Origin of the sequence: Parahaliea maris (assembly GCF_008064665.1) — a bacterium.
In the GTDB taxonomy this organism is placed as follows: Bacteria; Pseudomonadota; Gammaproteobacteria; order Pseudomonadales; family Halieaceae; genus Parahaliea; species Parahaliea maris.
On sequence record NZ_VRZA01000005.1, the window covers coordinates 271,299 to 287,753 of the forward strand.

Annotated in this window: 11 protein-coding genes; 1 reads left to right on the plus strand and 10 read right to left on the minus strand. The window is 61.8% G+C overall.

Annotation, left to right across the window (positions count from 1 at the left end):
- Positions 1-28 precede the first annotated feature (28 nt).
- A complete protein-coding gene (locus tag FV139_RS15130; RefSeq protein WP_148069297.1) occupies positions 29-1,339 on the plus strand; it encodes a hypothetical protein in 1,311 nt (436 codons plus the stop codon).
- Positions 1,340-1,370: 31 nt separating this feature from the next.
- On the opposite strand, the gene FV139_RS15135 is transcribed toward FV139_RS15130, so the two are convergent.
- The 10 genes from FV139_RS15135 to FV139_RS15180 all read right to left on the minus strand — a co-directional run bounded on the left by FV139_RS15135 (position 1,371) and on the right by FV139_RS15180 (position 16,361).
- Positions 1,371-2,627, minus strand: a complete 1,257-nt coding sequence (locus FV139_RS15135; RefSeq protein ID WP_148069298.1) for a cytochrome-c peroxidase — start codon at positions 2,625-2,627, stop codon at positions 1,371-1,373.
- Positions 2,624-3,052 (minus strand): FixH family protein, encoded by a 429-nt coding sequence (locus FV139_RS15140; protein WP_148069299.1) that lies wholly within the window; start codon positions 3,050-3,052, stop codon positions 2,624-2,626. The genes FV139_RS15135 and FV139_RS15140 overlap by 4 nt, the downstream gene beginning before the upstream one ends.
- A 45-nt stretch (positions 3,053-3,097) precedes the next feature.
- Positions 3,098-4,471: an alanine/glycine:cation symporter family protein gene (locus FV139_RS15145; RefSeq protein ID WP_148069300.1), complete on the minus strand. Its 1,374-nt coding sequence runs from the start codon at positions 4,469-4,471 to the stop codon at positions 3,098-3,100.
- Positions 4,472-4,506: 35 nt separating this feature from the next.
- Positions 4,507-6,099, minus strand: a complete 1,593-nt coding sequence (locus tag FV139_RS15150; RefSeq protein WP_148069301.1) for an amidohydrolase — start codon at positions 6,097-6,099, stop codon at positions 4,507-4,509.
- A gap of 123 nt (positions 6,100-6,222) precedes the next feature.
- Positions 6,223-7,815 carry an amidohydrolase gene (locus tag FV139_RS15155; RefSeq protein ID WP_148069302.1) on the minus strand — a complete coding sequence of 531 codons (1,593 nt, stop codon included), beginning with the start codon at positions 7,813-7,815 and terminating at the stop codon, positions 6,223-6,225.
- 155 nt (positions 7,816-7,970) lie between these two features.
- A complete protein-coding gene (locus FV139_RS15160; protein WP_148069303.1) occupies positions 7,971-10,793 on the minus strand; it encodes a TonB-dependent receptor plug domain-containing protein in 2,823 nt (940 codons plus the stop codon).
- Positions 10,794-11,400: 607 nt separating this feature from the next.
- Positions 11,401-12,825: a spinster family MFS transporter gene (locus tag FV139_RS15165; protein WP_187276572.1), complete on the minus strand. Its 1,425-nt coding sequence runs from the start codon at positions 12,823-12,825 to the stop codon at positions 11,401-11,403.
- A 117-nt stretch (positions 12,826-12,942) separates the two neighbouring features.
- On the minus strand, positions 12,943-13,872 hold the full coding sequence (gene rarD / locus FV139_RS15170) for an EamA family transporter RarD (RefSeq protein WP_148069305.1): 930 nt from the start codon (positions 13,870-13,872) through the stop codon (positions 12,943-12,945).
- Positions 13,873-13,890: 18 nt separating this feature from the next.
- Positions 13,891-15,246, minus strand: a complete 1,356-nt coding sequence (locus tag FV139_RS15175; RefSeq protein ID WP_148069306.1) for an LssY C-terminal domain-containing protein — start codon at positions 15,244-15,246, stop codon at positions 13,891-13,893.
- A complete protein-coding gene (locus FV139_RS15180; RefSeq protein WP_148069307.1) occupies positions 15,243-16,361 on the minus strand; it encodes a hypothetical protein in 1,119 nt (372 codons plus the stop codon). The genes FV139_RS15175 and FV139_RS15180 overlap by 4 nt, the downstream gene beginning before the upstream one ends.
- Between the last annotated feature and the right edge of the window lie 94 nt (positions 16,362-16,455).

The window sequence follows — 16,455 nt, forward strand, 5'->3', positions numbered from 1 at the left end:
GGTGGCTTCCACCGGGGTAAGAGGGTACATGGCGTTACTGGCGGCGCTGAGCTTTTGCGCCGGAGTGGCGCTCGCCGCGACGGGTTACTGGTTCGGGGATACACCTGAAGCGCAGCTGGATCGCCTGGGTGAGCGCTACGTCCGTCTGGCCCTGGCACTGGCCCAACAGCACCCGGAGGAGCTCGACAGCTATTGGGGGCCGACGGATCTGAAAGCGGCCGGCGCGGAGAGCGACCTGGAAACGCTGCAACGGGAGGTTGCAGCCCTGAGTGCTGATCTCGCTGCGCTCTCTACATCCGCCACACCCGCCGAGCCAGCCGGGCTGGACCAGCGCAAACGAAACCTGATCGAACACGCTGTGCAGCTGCAGCATATCTTGGCTGCAGTGGCGGGAAACAGCGGCCTCAGCTTCGCGGATGAGGCAGCACAGCTCTATGACCTGCCCCTGCCGAAACTGGAGGATGGGCGACGCCGGGCGATCCTTGATGAACTCGACACCCTGGTCGCGGGTCGCGGCAATCTCGCCTGGCGGGTGGCGAACTTCCAACGCCAGTTCCTGGTACCGGCAGAGAGTCGTCGCGGGGTATTTGAACGCGCCCTGGCGGAATGTCGGCAGCGCACTCTGGCCCACCTCTCGCTCCCGGCCGGGGAAGCGTTGAGCCTGGCGTGGAGCCGCGACGTCACCTCGCCCTGGCACACCTACCAGGGCGATTACCACAGCGTGCTGCAGGTGAACGATCTGCGCATCGCCTTTGCGTCCCAGGCCCTCGATATCGCCTGCCACGAAGGCTACCCGGGACACCACACCCAGTTTGTCCTGCGCGACCAGGCGGCCGACAGCGCTATGGACGGCGCGGTGGAAAATACCCTCGCCCTGCTGCGCACCCCCCAATCCGCCCTGCGCGAGGCCACCGCCAACCTCGGGGTCGACCTGCTGTTCACCACCGACGAACGACTGGCCTTCGAATCCCAGGTGCTGCTGCCGCTGGCAGGTGTGGACAGCATGCAACTCGACACACACCATCGCATAAACCGGTTGCTGGCAGAGCTGGCGCCCTACGCCATCCCGGTGCTGGCCCAGTATCACGACGGCACGCTGAGCGCGGCCGTTGCCATTCGCCAACTCGAGCGCCAGGCGCTGGTCTCCAACCCGGTGGAACTGCTCGAATTTGTCGATCATTACGGTGCGTACAGTGCGGCCTACACGACCGCCCGGGCACCACTGCTGCAACGACTGTCCCTGGGGGCCGGCGCGAATAAAACAGATTGGAGGGCGCTGACAGCACTGTTTCAACAGGGCTCGCTGGCACCTGTGCCCGCCCTCACCGGGGGCCCGTGAATCTCGGCGGCCGTCTCGCCTTACCGCTGGGCTAGAGGGTTCGCAGAAAAGCTTCCAGATCCCTGAGTTGGGCTGCGTCCAGGCCCAGCGGTTCCGCCTCGTTGTGACCGATGGCTGCCTGTTCGGCCCGGTTGTAATGATCCAGTACGGCGGCCAGGTCGGCAATCTGTCCCTTGTGCATGTAAGGCGCGGTGTACGCAGCATTGCGCAGCGAAGGCGCCCTGAAAGCCGCGATCAGGGTCATTCCCTTGCGCACAAAGCGCAATTCCTGGCACTGCTGGGGCGCTGCATCACTGTAGTCTCCCAGGCAGTTGAAGGGGTCTGCCAGCACCTGGCCGAGGCCGAGACTGCGGCCCAGGTCAGGTCGCTCACCTTCGGGTGGCAGGACACCTGTATTGTGGAACTCATTGTTTGTGAACAACGGGCCGTTATGACACTCGATGCAACGGCCGCCGGAGATGAACAGGCGCAGTCCACGCTGCTCCGCCGGGTTCAGGATGACTCCTTCCTGAGAGCCGGCCTGTCCGAGACTCCGGGCAAAGTCGTCAAAGCGGGTTCGTTGCGGCAGCAAGGTGCGCTCGTAGGCGGCGATGGCCTTGCCCATATTGGCAAAGACCCGGTTGACACGATCGCGGCTGGCGGGCGTCATCTCCTGCCAGGCGGCCTGCCATTCCGCCTTGCCTAGCGGGCTGGCGTGCTCGGGAAATTGCGCGGGATCACTGAAATCCGGCAGCGGACCGAACAGCGTTGCGTAGGGTTCGCGATACTCCGGCAGTTCGCTGAACAGGCGGACGTAAAACATCCGGTTACCGCCATGCTCCACCGGATCTTCCAGTGGCGCCAGGGCCTGGGCCCACAGGCTGTCCCGGCGGCCGTCCCAGAACTGCCACGGACTATAGGCAGCGCCCACCGCACTCATGGTGTGGCGCGCTGAGGTGCCAACACCCTGCCCCAGTACCTTACCATCGGTAAAGTGCAGTGCACTCTGGTGGCAGCTGGCGCAGGAAATCTCGCCGTTGCTGCTGAACCGGGGATCGAAGAACAATCGTTCGCCCAACTGCCTGGCGGCTGGCTGGTCAGCAACGGCGTTACCCGGGCTGGGTGGCGGCGGTGGCAAGGCGTCCAGGGACAGGGACTGAATCAGTCCGATCTCGCTTTCGCTCCAGACGGGGGCGACATCTGCATGGTGATCCGACGTGCCCGAACAGGCCACACCGAGGACGACCGACAGGGCGACCAGTGCCATTTTCGCCCTGGCCTGGACTCCGGTGCAGTTCAGCGATCTCATAGGCTCAGGGTAATGACCACCTCGTCGCTCAGTGCCCCGGCGGTTATCTGCAGGCGAACTTCCCAGTTACCGGGCATATGAAAACGCAAACCGTCGATGCGGTAGTCGCCCGCCCCTGCGGCCTCAATCACCTGCGGCCGGGTGGGCAGGCCGTGGTTGTGGGCCGGCATGCCACCATCCACTGCAATGACGGCACCGGTGACCGGCCTGCCCTCGGCGTCCTCCAGCTGTAGTTGCCAACTGTGCATCCGGTTGATGACGATGGGCTCGGAGGTGTAGGTAACGCGAAAATACCCCTGTGCCGATGTAAAGGCAGCGACCGCGGTAGTGGCAGGAAGCGGCTCCGCCCACAGTCTGACTGCCACCAGCATCGGCACCGCGAACAGGACCGCCAGGGTCAGCCACGACATGGAACGTTTCAGCATGCCCACCTTTCCCGTAGTTTCTTGCGATCAGTCACTGGACAGACATCAGGAACCTTCGGGCTGGACGGCACCGTCGTCTGCCTGGGGCTCTTTACTACCGGCAGAGAAATACTCCCGGCTCAGTTTGAAGATCAGCGGTGAAAGCAACAGCAGCGCCACCAGGTTGGGAATTGCCATGAAGGCATTCAACGTGTCGGCGATGAGCCACACCAGGTCCAGCTGGATCACTGTTCCCAGCGGGATCGCGATAACCCATGCCAACCGGAATGGCAGGATGCCGCGGGTGCCGAACAGGTAGACCACACAGCGTTCACCGTAGAAAGACCAGCCAATCATGGTGGTAAACGCAAACAGGCACAGCCCCAGTGTCACGATATACTGCCCACCCGGGAAGGCGTTGGCGAAGGCCATGGAGGTCAGGGTGGCACCGCTGGCACCCGAGGGCAGCACATCCATGATGACGATCACCAGCCCGGTCATGGAGCACACAACCAGGGTGTCGATGAAGGTGCCCAGCATGGCGATCATGCCCTGCTGTACCGGCTCGTCGGTACGTGCGGCGGCGTGGGCGATGGGCGCGCTGCCAAGGCCCGCCTCATTGGAGAAGATGCCCCGGGCCACGCCGAAACGCAGGGCCGCCCAGACCGTGGCTCCGACGAAACCGCCCGCCGCAGCCGAACCGTTAAGCGCACTGTCGACAATCACCCCGACAGCATGGGGGATCTGGTCGATGTGAGTGACCAGCACCACTACGCTCATCAGGATGTAACTCGCGGCCATCATGGGCACCAGCCAGCTGGCCACGTTGGAAATACGCTTGATACCGCCGAGCACCACTGCCCCCACCAGAACCATCAACACCAGCCCGGTTGCCAGCGGCGGCACCGTGAAGGAGTCGTTGAGCACTTCGGCAACAGAGTTTGACTGCACGGTATTGGCAATACCGAAGCCGGCCAGGCTGCCAAAGATCGCGAACGCGTAGCCCAGCCAGTGCCAGCGCTTGTGCAGGCCGTTGCGAATGTAGTACATCGGTCCGCCACTGTAATTGCCGTGGGCATCCTGCTCGCGAAAATGCACTGCACAGACCGCCTCGGCGTACTTGGTGGCCATCCCCAGCAGGGCTGTAATCCACATCCACAGCAGTGCGCCGGGACCACCCAGGGCTACCGCGGTAGCGACACCCGCAATGTTGCCGGTGCCGATGGTGGCTGACAGGGAGGTCATCAGCGCAGCGAAGGGCGAGATATCGCCCTCACCGGCGCCGCTGCGCCCCCGCAAGAGCAGGCCGATCGCCTGCGGGATCCTGCGTACCGTGGCAAAGCGCAGGCCAAGCGTCAGGTACAAACCCGTGCCCAGCAGCAGCACCAGCATCACCGGCCCCCAGGCAAAGGCGTTGATCGCGCCGATCAGTTCACTCATGTCGCTCTCCCGCGCTGCCTAACACACCACCCACCTCACTTGACTGTCGGGTAGTCGATACCCAACTGCTCCAGATAGGTGTCGTACTTCGAGGGGTCGTAGTAGTAGTCCTTCATCACCGGACGCCACTGGGTCATGATTTCCTCGTTGAGGAAGGTGGCCGGCTTGTCCTCGGGACGCAGCAGCGGAATGTACTTCTGGTCCTTGGTCTGGACGTCGTCGTAATAGGTCCAGGCCGCTTTCAGCAGGGCCGGTTCGGTCAGCAGGTTCATCAGGGTCAGCGCCTGGGCCTTGGCACCAGCCACCACGCCCTTGTGGGCAATCGGGGTCGCCATGGCGACGGCGCTGGACCAGTTGTGGCCACGGGTGCCGGGGATATTGGCGGGATAGCGCAGGGTGATCGTCGGCACGCGCCAGGATACATCACCGATGTCGTCGGAACCGCCGCCCATGTTTTCCTTCATCGGCCGGCCTTCCATCACTTTTTCCGCCAACTCGGTTTTGAGGCCCGCGGTATCAGAGCCCAGGTCCTCCTGCAGGGCCTTGGCCAGCTTCTGGTCGTCCTTGCTCCACTCGGGCATGCCCACCAACTGGATGTTCTCAAACATCTTTTCCGCGATGGGCTTGTTCATATGCCAGGGCCAGGCGCTACCCAGGACGGTGGAGTCCCAGGTTGTGTTGGTCATCAGGGCCGCGCCCTTGGCGATATCGTCGCCAATTTCCCACAGCTGTTTGATGTGCTCGTAGTCCGTCTCCCGGAAAAAGTACCAGATGCTGGCCTCGGAGGGGACCACATTGGGCTGGTCGCCACCGTCGGGAACGATGCCGTGGGTACGCTGCTGCAGGCGCAGGTGCTCGCGGCGGAAGTTGATACCGACATCCATCAGCATCACGGCATCCAGTGCGCTGCGACCGCGCCAGGGGTCGCCCGCACCGTGGGCGCTCTCACCGTGGAAGTTGTATTGCACTGACACCATGCCGTTGCCGTAGCCACCGCCCCAGCTGGTATTGAAGTCGCTGCTGACGTGGGAAAACAGCACCGCGTCGATATCATCGAAGTAACCGTCGCGAACGTAGTAAGCCTTGGTGGCCAACTGCTCTTCCGCCACACCGGGCCAGATCTTGATGGTGCCCTTGAGGCCGTTTTCTTCCATGTACTCCTTCACCGCCAGCGCGGCAACGATGTTGACCACCTGACCGGAGTTGTGGCCCTCGCCGTGGCCCGGAGCGCCCTTGACGATCGGGTCGTGGTAGGCCACGCCGGGTTTCTGGGACGCCTTGGGAATACCGTCGATATCGGAGCCCAGGGCAATCACCGGCTTGCCGCTACCCCAGGTGGCAATCCATGCGGTCGGAATACCGGAAATACCCTTCTCCACCTTGAATCCATTTTCTTCCAGCAAGGCGGTCAGATAGCGCGAGGTTTCGACTTCCTGAAACCCCAGTTCACCAAAGCTGAAGATCATGTCGTTCATCACCTGGGCCTGCTTGGCCCGGGCGTCCACCGCAGCAATCAGTTCTTTCTGGACCGGGGTGGGGTCGACCGCCAGGGCGGAAAGCGGGGCCAGCAGTGCGGCACCGATAAACGTACAGGCACGAAGCGACGCGCGAAGGGGATGTGTTTGCATGAATGCTCCAGTCGTTTTAGCGAATGTTTCTGTCTGACTCTGGTGGATCAATTAAAAAAGCACGCTGCCGCCGGTATGCGCGGCAGCGTGCAAGTGGTCGCAAGCAACGACCAGCAGGTTAACTCAGCGTATGGTCGGATAGTCGATACCCAACTGCTCGAGATAAGTGTCGTATTTTTCCGGGTTGTAGTAATAGGGCTGCATATCGCTACGCCAGATTTTCATGGTGTCCCGATTGAGCCAGGTCGCGGGTTGGTCCTCTTCGCGAATGAGTGGCGTGTACTTGACGTCTTTGGTCTGAACCTCGTCAAAATAGGTCCACGCCGACTTGAGGAGTTCGGGTTTGGTCATCATGCTCAGCAAGGTCAGGGCCTGGGTCTTGGCACCGGCGACCACCCCCTTGTGGGCGATCGGGGTGGCCATGGCAACACCACTGGACCAGTGGTGGCCGATGATGTTGGGCATGTTGGCAGGGTAGAACAGCATGGATGTCGGCACGTTCCAGGAGATATCACCGATGTCGTCGGAGCCGCCCCCGTAGTTCATCTTGGCGGGGAACCCGCCCATCAGCTTGTCGCCCATCTCCGTTTTCAGGCCAACTGGCTCGAAGCCCAGCTCACTCTGCAGGGCTTTTGCCAGCTTCTGGTCATCATCAGACCACTCCGGCAGCCCTACTAACTGGGTATTGTTGAACACTTCCTCTGCCATCGGCTTGTTCAGGTGAATCGGCCAGGCGGAGCCGAGCACTTCTGAATCCCAGGTGGTGTCGGTCATCATGGCGGCACCATTGGCAATTTTGTCGCCAGTGGCCCACAGGTCCATGATGTGTTCGTAGTCGGTCTCGCGGAAGAAGTACCAGACACTGGCTTCGGAGGGCACCACGTTAGGCTGGTCGCCACCATCGGTGATAATGCCGTGGGTACGCTGTTGCAAACGCAGGTGTTCGCGGCGGAAATTCAGGCCCACGTCCATCAGTTCCACGGCGTCCAGGGCGCTGCGACCCGACCAGGGGTCCATCGCGCCGTGGGCGGCCACGCCGTGAAAGTTGTACTTGACCGACACCATACCGCTCATCATGTTGCCGCCCCACATGGTGCCAAGATCACTGCCAACGTGGGCGTAAAGTACCGCGTCTATATCCTTGAAATAGCCCGCACGCACATAGTAGGCCTTGGTTGCGAGCTGCTCTTCGGCAATACCGGGCCAGATTCTGATGGTCCCCTTGAGACCGTTCTCCTCCATGTACTCCTTGACAGCCAGCGCAGAGATGATATTGAGCACCAGGCCGGAGTTGTGGCCCTCACCGTGGCCGGGCGCGCCCTCGACAATGGGGTCGTGGTAGGCAACACCGGGTTTCTGGGAGGCTTTGGGAATACCGTCGATGTCGGAGCCGAGCGCAATAACCGGCTTGCCACTGCCCCAGCTGGCCATCCAGGCGGTAGGAATACCGGCCATACCCCGTTCGACCGTGAAACCGTTGTCCTCGAGTACCTGTGCCAGATAGCGTGAGGACTCGAACTCCTGAAAACCGAGTTCGCCAAAACTGAAAATCATGTCGTTCATGACCTGGGCCTGCTTGGCCCGGGACTGGACGGCATCGAGAATCGCCTGTTGTTGTGCTGTGGGTTCTGCGGCGTTGCCGGCCAGTGGGGCCAGCAGAGTTGCGCCTAACAAGGCTCCCCGAAAAAGCGCCTTGAGGGGTGCAGGTGCTTGCATGTGTACTCCTGGTTCTGTTTCGTATCGGCGGACGCCGTCTGTACTCGGCAACTGGCCGGTGACGAGGGGTTTATTTGTCCGGAACACAGCCCGTCGGAATGGCTTCCGACGGGCTGGCTTTCAGACAAGGTGTTTCCGCGGAGTGTAAGCCGGAATCAGAACTCCAGTCGCATACCCACCCGGAAGGTACGGCCGAGTGTGTCGTACAGGGTACGGTTGGTCTGCAGATAGGCCACCGTGTTCTCGCCACCCTGATAGAAGGGGTTGGAGATCAGCTCGGGATCCTCGTCAAACACGTTCTTGACCGAGATAAAGAACTCCGACTCGACGTCGCCAAAGCTCATGACCTTGGACAGGTAGGCATCGGTGAACAGCCCGCCATCCACGCTGTTGTCGTTGATGGTGTACTTCCCTGCGGCAACCGTCGGGCAGTTGCTGCTGCACTGAACGAACTCATTGCTCAGTACGCCGTCGGACACGCCGCGCAGGGTCAGGTTGAACATCCAGTCCTCCAGGGTGTAGGTCGCCGTCATGCGGTATACCCAGTCCGGAGTGTAGTTCCAGTTGTCGTTGACCCCGGCCAGATCTCTGGCAGTCACACCGTTGTCGGTGATGTTCTCCAGGTAGTTGGTGGCCATGGCGCGCAGCGATACCTGACCCGGGAAGCCGTCAATCAGATCACCCGGCGAGAACATGTAGCTGACCTCGTAGTCGATACCCTTGGCAGTCATACTGTTGAGGTTGTCGTAGTACAGGTCGATGGTGCTGAGCTGACCGTTTACGTAGTTCATCTGGTCGCAGTAAGACTGGACATTGTTGATGAAGCAGAAGTCAGCCACGTCCTGGGCACCGACAAAGGAGATCACACCGTCGATTTCAATCTCGTAGTAATCAGCAGACAAAGCCAGGCCGGGAGCGAAACTCGGCTGCAACACGATCCCCAGACCCAGGGTATCCGCTTCTTCAGGCGCCACGGTGGGGTTGCCCTTGAGGGCCTGGATAAAGGGAACAGATTCACCGTTGATCGCCACGGCGTTGGTCCGTGCGGTACCGGTCTCATACAGTTCACTGAGGTTGGGGGCACGGATGTCACGGGACTGGGTAACCCGGAAGGTCACGTCGTCGATCGGAGCGTAGGTGAACCCGGCCTTCCAGGTGGTGACTTCACCCGAGGTGCTGTAGTCGGTCAGGCGCGCTGCACCGTTGAAGTCCAGGCCGTCGAAGATCGGAACAACGGTTTCCACGAAGAATTCAGTTACGTCGTACTCGCCACGGGTCTCCTTGTAGTTGCCGTATTTCCAGCCACTGGTGTACTCGTCGTCGACATCGGCGTCCATCTGCTCCTTACGCCACTCCAGACCGAAGGCGAGGGAGATAGGACCGGCCCAGCCTTCGAAGTCGTTGGTGTTGAAGGTCAGCGCAGCGACGTCCTGCTGGAACTCCTGCTGGCGACGGGGGCGGCCCAGTACGTAGTCCAGACCGTCCTCGTTGGCGACACCGGTACCGAAACGATTCAGCGGCACACAGCCGTTACCCGGATCACTCAGGGTTGAGCGACAGACGATGCCGCCGGTCGCCGGGTCGATCACCGCATCGGTGGCCATGGCGAGGCGAGAGAAGTTGAAGGTGGGGGTCTGGTGTTCGTCGGTTTCGGTCTTGCCGTGCTGGTAGTAGAAGTCCCAGTCAACGGACTTGCCAAAGGCTTCGAAGATGCCCTCTGCACCGGCAACAAGGCGCACCGTCTCGCGCTTGTTGCGGCTGCCAGAGGCGGGCATGTCAGCGTTGCTGGTGGACATCAGGAAGGAGTCCAGGCCCTGCTCGGCCATAGCCGCAGCTACCTCATCGGGCAGGTAGGCATTATCCGCATAGATGGTGATATTACGGTCGGTCGGATTGATGTAGTGGCTGTAGCCTTCGTATCCGGCGTAAGACGCCTGACCGAAGACTTCCAGCGAATCGGTCAGTTTGTAGCTGACCCGGCCAAATACGCTGTCGCGATTGTCTTCGGCAAGCAGGGAGTTGGTACCCACCATGCCGGAGTTGGTGTATTCCCAGTCGCCGCCCTGCATCCACTGGCCGGCCACGGCACCATAGTTCAGCTGGTTGATGGAACCACCCTCGCCGAAGTAGGTACCCATGAGCGGGCCATCGACAATCAGGCCACCCGGAGTGTAGGCGGAAATACCGATGTTGTTACCAGTGATGAAGGTCGGGGCACCGGCGCCCGGATTGGGGTTAACCATGGCGAAGTGACCTTTCTGTGCCCAGTCCGGTGCTTCGTAGTGAATGCCGTCCTGGTTGGCCTGCTCAGCGCTGAACAGCAGGTGGCCATCGCCATCGGCAAAGGGAATACCACCGGTCAGGGTGATTTTGTCGTTTTCACCACCGCCGGAACCCACCTGCCCGTACTCGAGGTCTACCTTGAAGCCTTCGTAGTCCTTGTCGAGGATAAAGTTGACCACACCACTCACCGCGTCAGAGCCATAAGCCGACGAGGCACCACCGGTGACCACCTCAACACGTTTGACCAGGGACTGCGGGAAGGTGTTGGTATCGACCCGGCCGGAGGAGGATGACACGACAGAGCGCTGACCATCCAGAAGAACCAGGGTCCGGCCTGCGCCCAGTGCGCGCAGGTTCAGCGCGGCGATGCCCGCCTCACCATTACTGAGGGCGCCCGAGCTGGTGGAACCTGTAGTACTGCCCTGCACCGAGGGCAGGGTCATCACGAACTCCGCCACGTTGGCAGAGCCGTCTGCCTTGATATCTTCCGCAGACAGCGCGGAAACCGGTGTCGGCGTTTCGAAGCCGCTGCGGGCGACGCGAGAACCGGTGATGACAACTTCCTCAAGCGCGGCTGCGCCCTGGGCCTGCACCTGCGTTGAAGCCAGCGCGGCAGCACCGGCGGTGCCATAAAGGCACGCGCGAAGTGCGGTATAGAGCGTACTGTGAGGTGTGCTTACTGCTTTTGTGGACATGGTGACCCCCTCTGTGCCTCCGGCCGGCGCAGATAACGTTCTGGCGGGCAGGAAGACCTATTGGATGAAAGAGGAATTTCCCGAGGCCCTTCGGACACACTGTTGGCCGTGTGCTCCGAGGAACAGGGTCTGGGGAACCCGAGGAGGTTATTGCAAGTGGCGGGCCAAAAACGTTTAAAGTGCGAAAAATTATTTTAATGCACGCAAAAACAAAGGAGGGGCAATTAAACCTTAATTCATGCCCGGGACAGAGTAAAATCAATAATACATATGTTTCGATAAGTAAGATTTATGCCCCGCGGGTAACACCTGAAATTTAGTCGCTCTGGCAGCTGACAGTTACAGATGAAACGTTGCATGAACCCGCCCAATCCGGCCCTCCGCACCAATAACGCTCAAATTGTGCGCATTATTGGGGCAATAAGCTGAAAGTGCCTTTCTGTGAGCCGGTGGAACAACTTGGAAGCGGCTAAAGCGTTGGAAGTCGAAGGCACCGGAAGTGAACAACGGGCGGGAACCGACTACCTGATATGACCCGCCAGAGGTAACAAAATTGCCCCATACAGGTGATTTTGTTACCCCGATGCGGAGCGTAAACGGGCCGCCTTCAGTGCAACCTGGAGACCAGGTCCCGCTGCAGGCCACGACAAATCCAGAGGTATCCGCCCCCTGCCAACGCCAGCACCAGAATGGTCGAGCTCAGGGATTGCCGCAGCCCCTCGGCACTCGCCGCCAGGCAGTCCCCTGCCTTGATTTCACCCAGGCTATCGACCAATGCGCTGGCCGCCCCCTTGCAAGCTTGCAGGCTGAGTTCCGCGGCATGGGGCGAGTCCTGCAGCAGCGCTTCCATGCGCATATCGCTTAGTAGTCCGACCCAGAGCGGCCCGAGGCCGTAGCCGATCAGGTTGACGATGAACAGGAACAGGGCCACCGCGGTGGCGCGGGCGCGGGTACTCGCCACGCCCTGGCAGATGGTGTACTGGGCGCCCAGGTAGCTGTAATGGAGGATCGCGCCGATGATCATCAGGCCCAGCGCCACCCCGACACTGTCTGCCGAGAGACCCAGCACATACATTGGCACCGCGGCCAGTAGGCCCAGGCCTGGAATCCACGCCACCGCGTTGGGAAAACGCGTGCTGAGGCGCTCGGTCAGGTAACCCGCGGCAAAGGCGCCAAAGGAGGCTGCCAGCCCCAACGGCACCGCCACTTCCATTGCCACCTCGGCCACCGACATCCCGTGGACACGCTGGAAGAAGGCGGCCTGGAAGTTGATCAGGCCGTAGCCGACAAAGGCGACCAGCGCCGCTGCCAGGGTGTTGGTCCAGAAAGTGGGTTTGCGAGTGAGTTCCGCGACGGTTTCCCGGAACCCCAGCCGCTCCACTTCGGGCGTGCCGGGCGGGTCGGCGTAACCCCGCGGGGGCTCCTTGATGATGAACAGGACGGCAATACCAATCACCACGCCGGGAATACCCAGCACCAGGAATGCCTCGCGCCAGGAAAACATCTCCGCCACCGGGCCACCGAAGGCATTGGCCAGTACCCCGCCGATGGTAATCCCCATGGAATAGACCGCCAGCGCCCGGGCCCGGCTGCGCGGGGGGAAGTAGTCGGCGATCAGGGAGTTGGCCGGAGGTGTGCAGCCGGCCTCACCGATCCCCACGCCGATGCGAAACACCAGCAGGGCGAGGAAGCCACCGGCCACGCCACACAAGGCGGTCATCGCGGACCACAGGATGACGCTGGCGGCAATGATCCGCACCCGGTTATAGCGCTCCGAGAGCCGCGCGATCGGTATGCCCATCAGGGTATACATGAGGGCGAACCCAAACCCGGACAGCAGGCCAAACTGCCAGTCCTGCAGGCGAAATTCCTCGATAATCGGCTGCGCCACCACGCCGATCAATACCCGGTCAATGAAGTTGAGGGTATAGACGAGGGTGAGCGTATAGAGCACGAAACTGCGGTAGGCAGGCGTTCCGAAGCCCTGTCCGGTGTAGGAGCCCGCTGCCACTGCCGCCTGGGTAGAAGCCATACTGCGTACCTTGTTTATTGTTTTCAGTTCACAGGAGTTCGCGTCCCGGAGCATCGCCCGCCCCGGGATCGCGTTGCGCAGCCCCATACTACGTAAACGGAACCATCCTGCCGAGTATTATTTTTGAATATTGGGTATTTTCGGGGCGAGCTCGCGCTGGGAACGGGTGCGCCGACGCTGCAGCAGTGCGTCAGCGGTGTAGAGGGTCAGCCCCAGCCAGACCAGCAGGAAAGTGACCGCCTTGTCCGGGTTGAAGGGTTCACCGAACAGCAGCACCGCCAGGGCCAGCATCAGGGTGGGCCCGATGTACTGCAAAAACCCTACGGTGGACAGGTTGAGCCTGCGGGCGGCGATATTGAACAGGAGCAGCGGTGTGAGGGTGAGGGGGCCGGCAAACAGCAGCAGGCCATTCATCGCGGCGGTATTGTCGAGAAGGTTACTGGTCGGGCTGTCGCTCCACAGCAGGTAACCCACCGCGAGCGGGAACATCAGCAGGGTTTCCACCGCCAGGCCCGTCAGGCTTTCCACCGGCGCGCGCTTGCGCACCAGGCCGTAAAAGCCAAAGGACGTAGCCAGAAACAGGGCCACCAGCGGCAATCGCCCGAACTGCCACAGCTCGTGAGCAATACCGACACCGGCCATCGCCACCGCCGCCCACTGCAGGGGGCGGAAGCGCTCGCCGAGGAAGACAATCCCCAACAGGATGTTCAGCAGCGGGTTGATGTAGTATCCCAGACTGGCCTCGGTGACCCGGGCGCTGTTGATCGCCCAGATAAACACCAGCCAGTTGCTGCCGATCAACAGCGTGGATAGCACCAGGGTCAGCAGTCGCTGCCGGTCACACAGAGTGGCGTACAGGTCGGGAAGCTTACCCAGCAGTGCCAGCACCAGCAGCGCCAGCACCAGCGACCAGAGGCTTCGATGGGCCAGGATTTCCGTCGCGGGGATGTGCTGCAGGGCCTTGAAATACAGCGGCGCCAGGCCCCAGATGAGGAAGGCGACAATACCGGCTGTCAGCCCGGTAGCGACAGCGTCTTTATCTTTCACGTCAACCGATCCGAGACATCAACGGTCCGGCTCCCCAGGCAGCTCAGCCTGCAATTCCGGTGGCCGCAATACCGTGCACCCCTCCGCTCCACACTCGCGCTGCTGCACGGGAGCAAGAGGGTCGGGACTGTCCTGCCAGGGCAGGAAGTGGATAGACCCCATCGGGGTGGTTTCACGCCCGGATATCTGGGCAACCAGGCGCAGGCCGTCGGTATAATAGGGGTCCTCTGTCAGGTTGGCCGCAGGAGCATCCGGGGACGACAGCCCCACGCCCCCCACGAAAGCAAAGCGTTTCACCACCCCCGCCACTATCAGGCTCTGCAGCAAGTGTTCCCTGGACTCGTCCACGTTCGGGTCGATCACGTGGGTGACCAGGTTGGGGCTGAGCGTAGTCGGCTTGATGCTCACGTCACGACTCACCTGCCCTACCCAGACCGACTTGCCCTCGAACAGGAAAGGGGCAAGCCACAGGCGCACGTGGTTGCGTTGCAGAATCGTATTGCGCGCCCGCTGCAGGGCCAGGTCCTGGGGACGGCCAAACAGGTACAGCGGGGAAATGGGGGCCACCGGATAGGCGGCGCCAGAAACCGCGGCCCCCACCAGCCGCCGCACCGTGTGCATATCGATACGGTGAGTGTGTGACCAGCCTGCCCGCGACAGGGCAGATAACACGTCCCCGACATCGCCCAGGACGACGAGGTTAAGCGGGTCTCCGGCGTCGGCACCTTCATCGCTGGCAGTGCAGCAGGGCAGTGCACGCAGTCGCTCGCGCAATTGCGCCTGGTTGAGATCGTCCCGCACCTGACCCGCATAGATCTTGTCCGGCTCCAGGCGTTCGAAATCGAAGGTGCCATCCGGCAGGGTCACAGAAAAGTCGAAGTGTACCGCGTGCTCCTCGCCCACCAGGGTCACTGCCATGTAGCGCCCGCCTTCATGCCGCGGAGCCAGCACGTAACCCTCGTTTACCGAGCCCGCTGTACTTTTAAGGGGCATCGCCAGCCGGTGGAACTGGTTGTTGATGCGCTCATCATCCTTGGCTGCGAACTGTGGCTGGAACATAGCCGCGGCCTCGCCGGGGGCGAAATAATCCGGGTCAAGCGCCGCTACCAGCAGCCAGTGACTGTGGTCCGAACGATTTTCGATGCGCAACCAGATGGCCTGCAGGCCGAAGTCATCGAGATTGACGCCGTAGATGGATGCGGCCTGCTGGTCGGACAGCAGCGTGGTCGAAACAGTGAGTCCGTGCTTCGACTGGGTGCGGATATCGTTTTCAATGGGCGCGCTGGACTTGCCGGGATGGTAACTGCTGCAGGCACCCAGCAACAGCGCAAGCAACAAGGCTGGCAGGCGCAATGAGGGACGTATCAGTTTCACCGGAAGTCACTCACATGGTCGGGCTCGAGATCGGCTCCAACATAGCGTAACAGAGCTTCGAAAAGTATCGAGCGCGGAAACGCCGTTGTGTCGGGTCGGGCAGCAAAGAAGGTGAGCTCGTCCTCGATATCGATAGCCACCCCCCAGTGATCGCTGTTGGCATAGGCCAGTAACGCCGAGCCTGGAATCAGCCCCTCCCTCGGCACCAACTGCCCGTCATTGAGCCGGCTCTCACCGGCGAGCAGCTGCCAGCTGAGGCGCAGTCCACGGGCAATATGTTCCTCGGTCGTCACCGCCACCACGGAGTAATAACGGATATGCGCCGGCAGGGGATGCTGCTCCAGCCAGGCTTGCCGGGTCTCGGGTAGCAGGCTGTCAACCACCAGCCCGTCCCCGGGATCGCAGCGCCCGGCGAAGGCGCTCGCCAAAAACGTATCATAGGCCCAGGCGCCCCGGGAGGCGACCTGGCTACCCTGCACTGGCCCGGCGACACTGACCACGGCATCCACTGCCGCGGCCAGTTCGGGGTAGGTCGCCAGAAAGCTCAGGATATCCACCGCGCCCTTGGAATAGCCGATCAACAGGGTCTGCTGGCCCGGCGCGGGCGGCTGCGCCTGCAGTGCACGGGCGATCAGTTCCGCGTTACGCTGGTCACCGGAGCGGCTCTCGATGGCAATGCTGCGCACCGGCAAGCCCGCCTGTTGCAGCGACTGCAGACCTCGACGGTAGGCCAGCGAGGCGTCGCCAAAACAGCCGGAAAATGCTCCGCCAACCACAAACACGCGCAGGGAGGGGCGCAGAGGCGGTAACGATTGCGGCAGCCCGGCTGCCGGCTCGTCCTCCAGGCGCCAGAGCCACTGTTCGCAGGAGCCCTCCCCGCCACTGCCCCGCTCGCTCAGTGCCAGCGGGCAGAACACCTGGCGAAAGGCGGCGCGGGCGTCTGTGGCGGCGGTACCGGCAACCAGCGGCACCGGGAGGACCGCTTCCGTCGAAGTGACCTCCTGCTGCGAGGGAAGGCTGGCGCACGCCGCCAGGGCCAGCACCAGGCCCCCGGCCAGGCAACGGTATAGCGCAGTAGTCCAATTCAACGGCAAGTAGTCGCGCAAGGTACTCATGCTAGGTATTATCGATGGCCATAGGGGCATAGTACCCAATCCGCACACACGGGGAAGCAAATCATAATCGGGCCGCTGCGCCCTATCGAGGGGT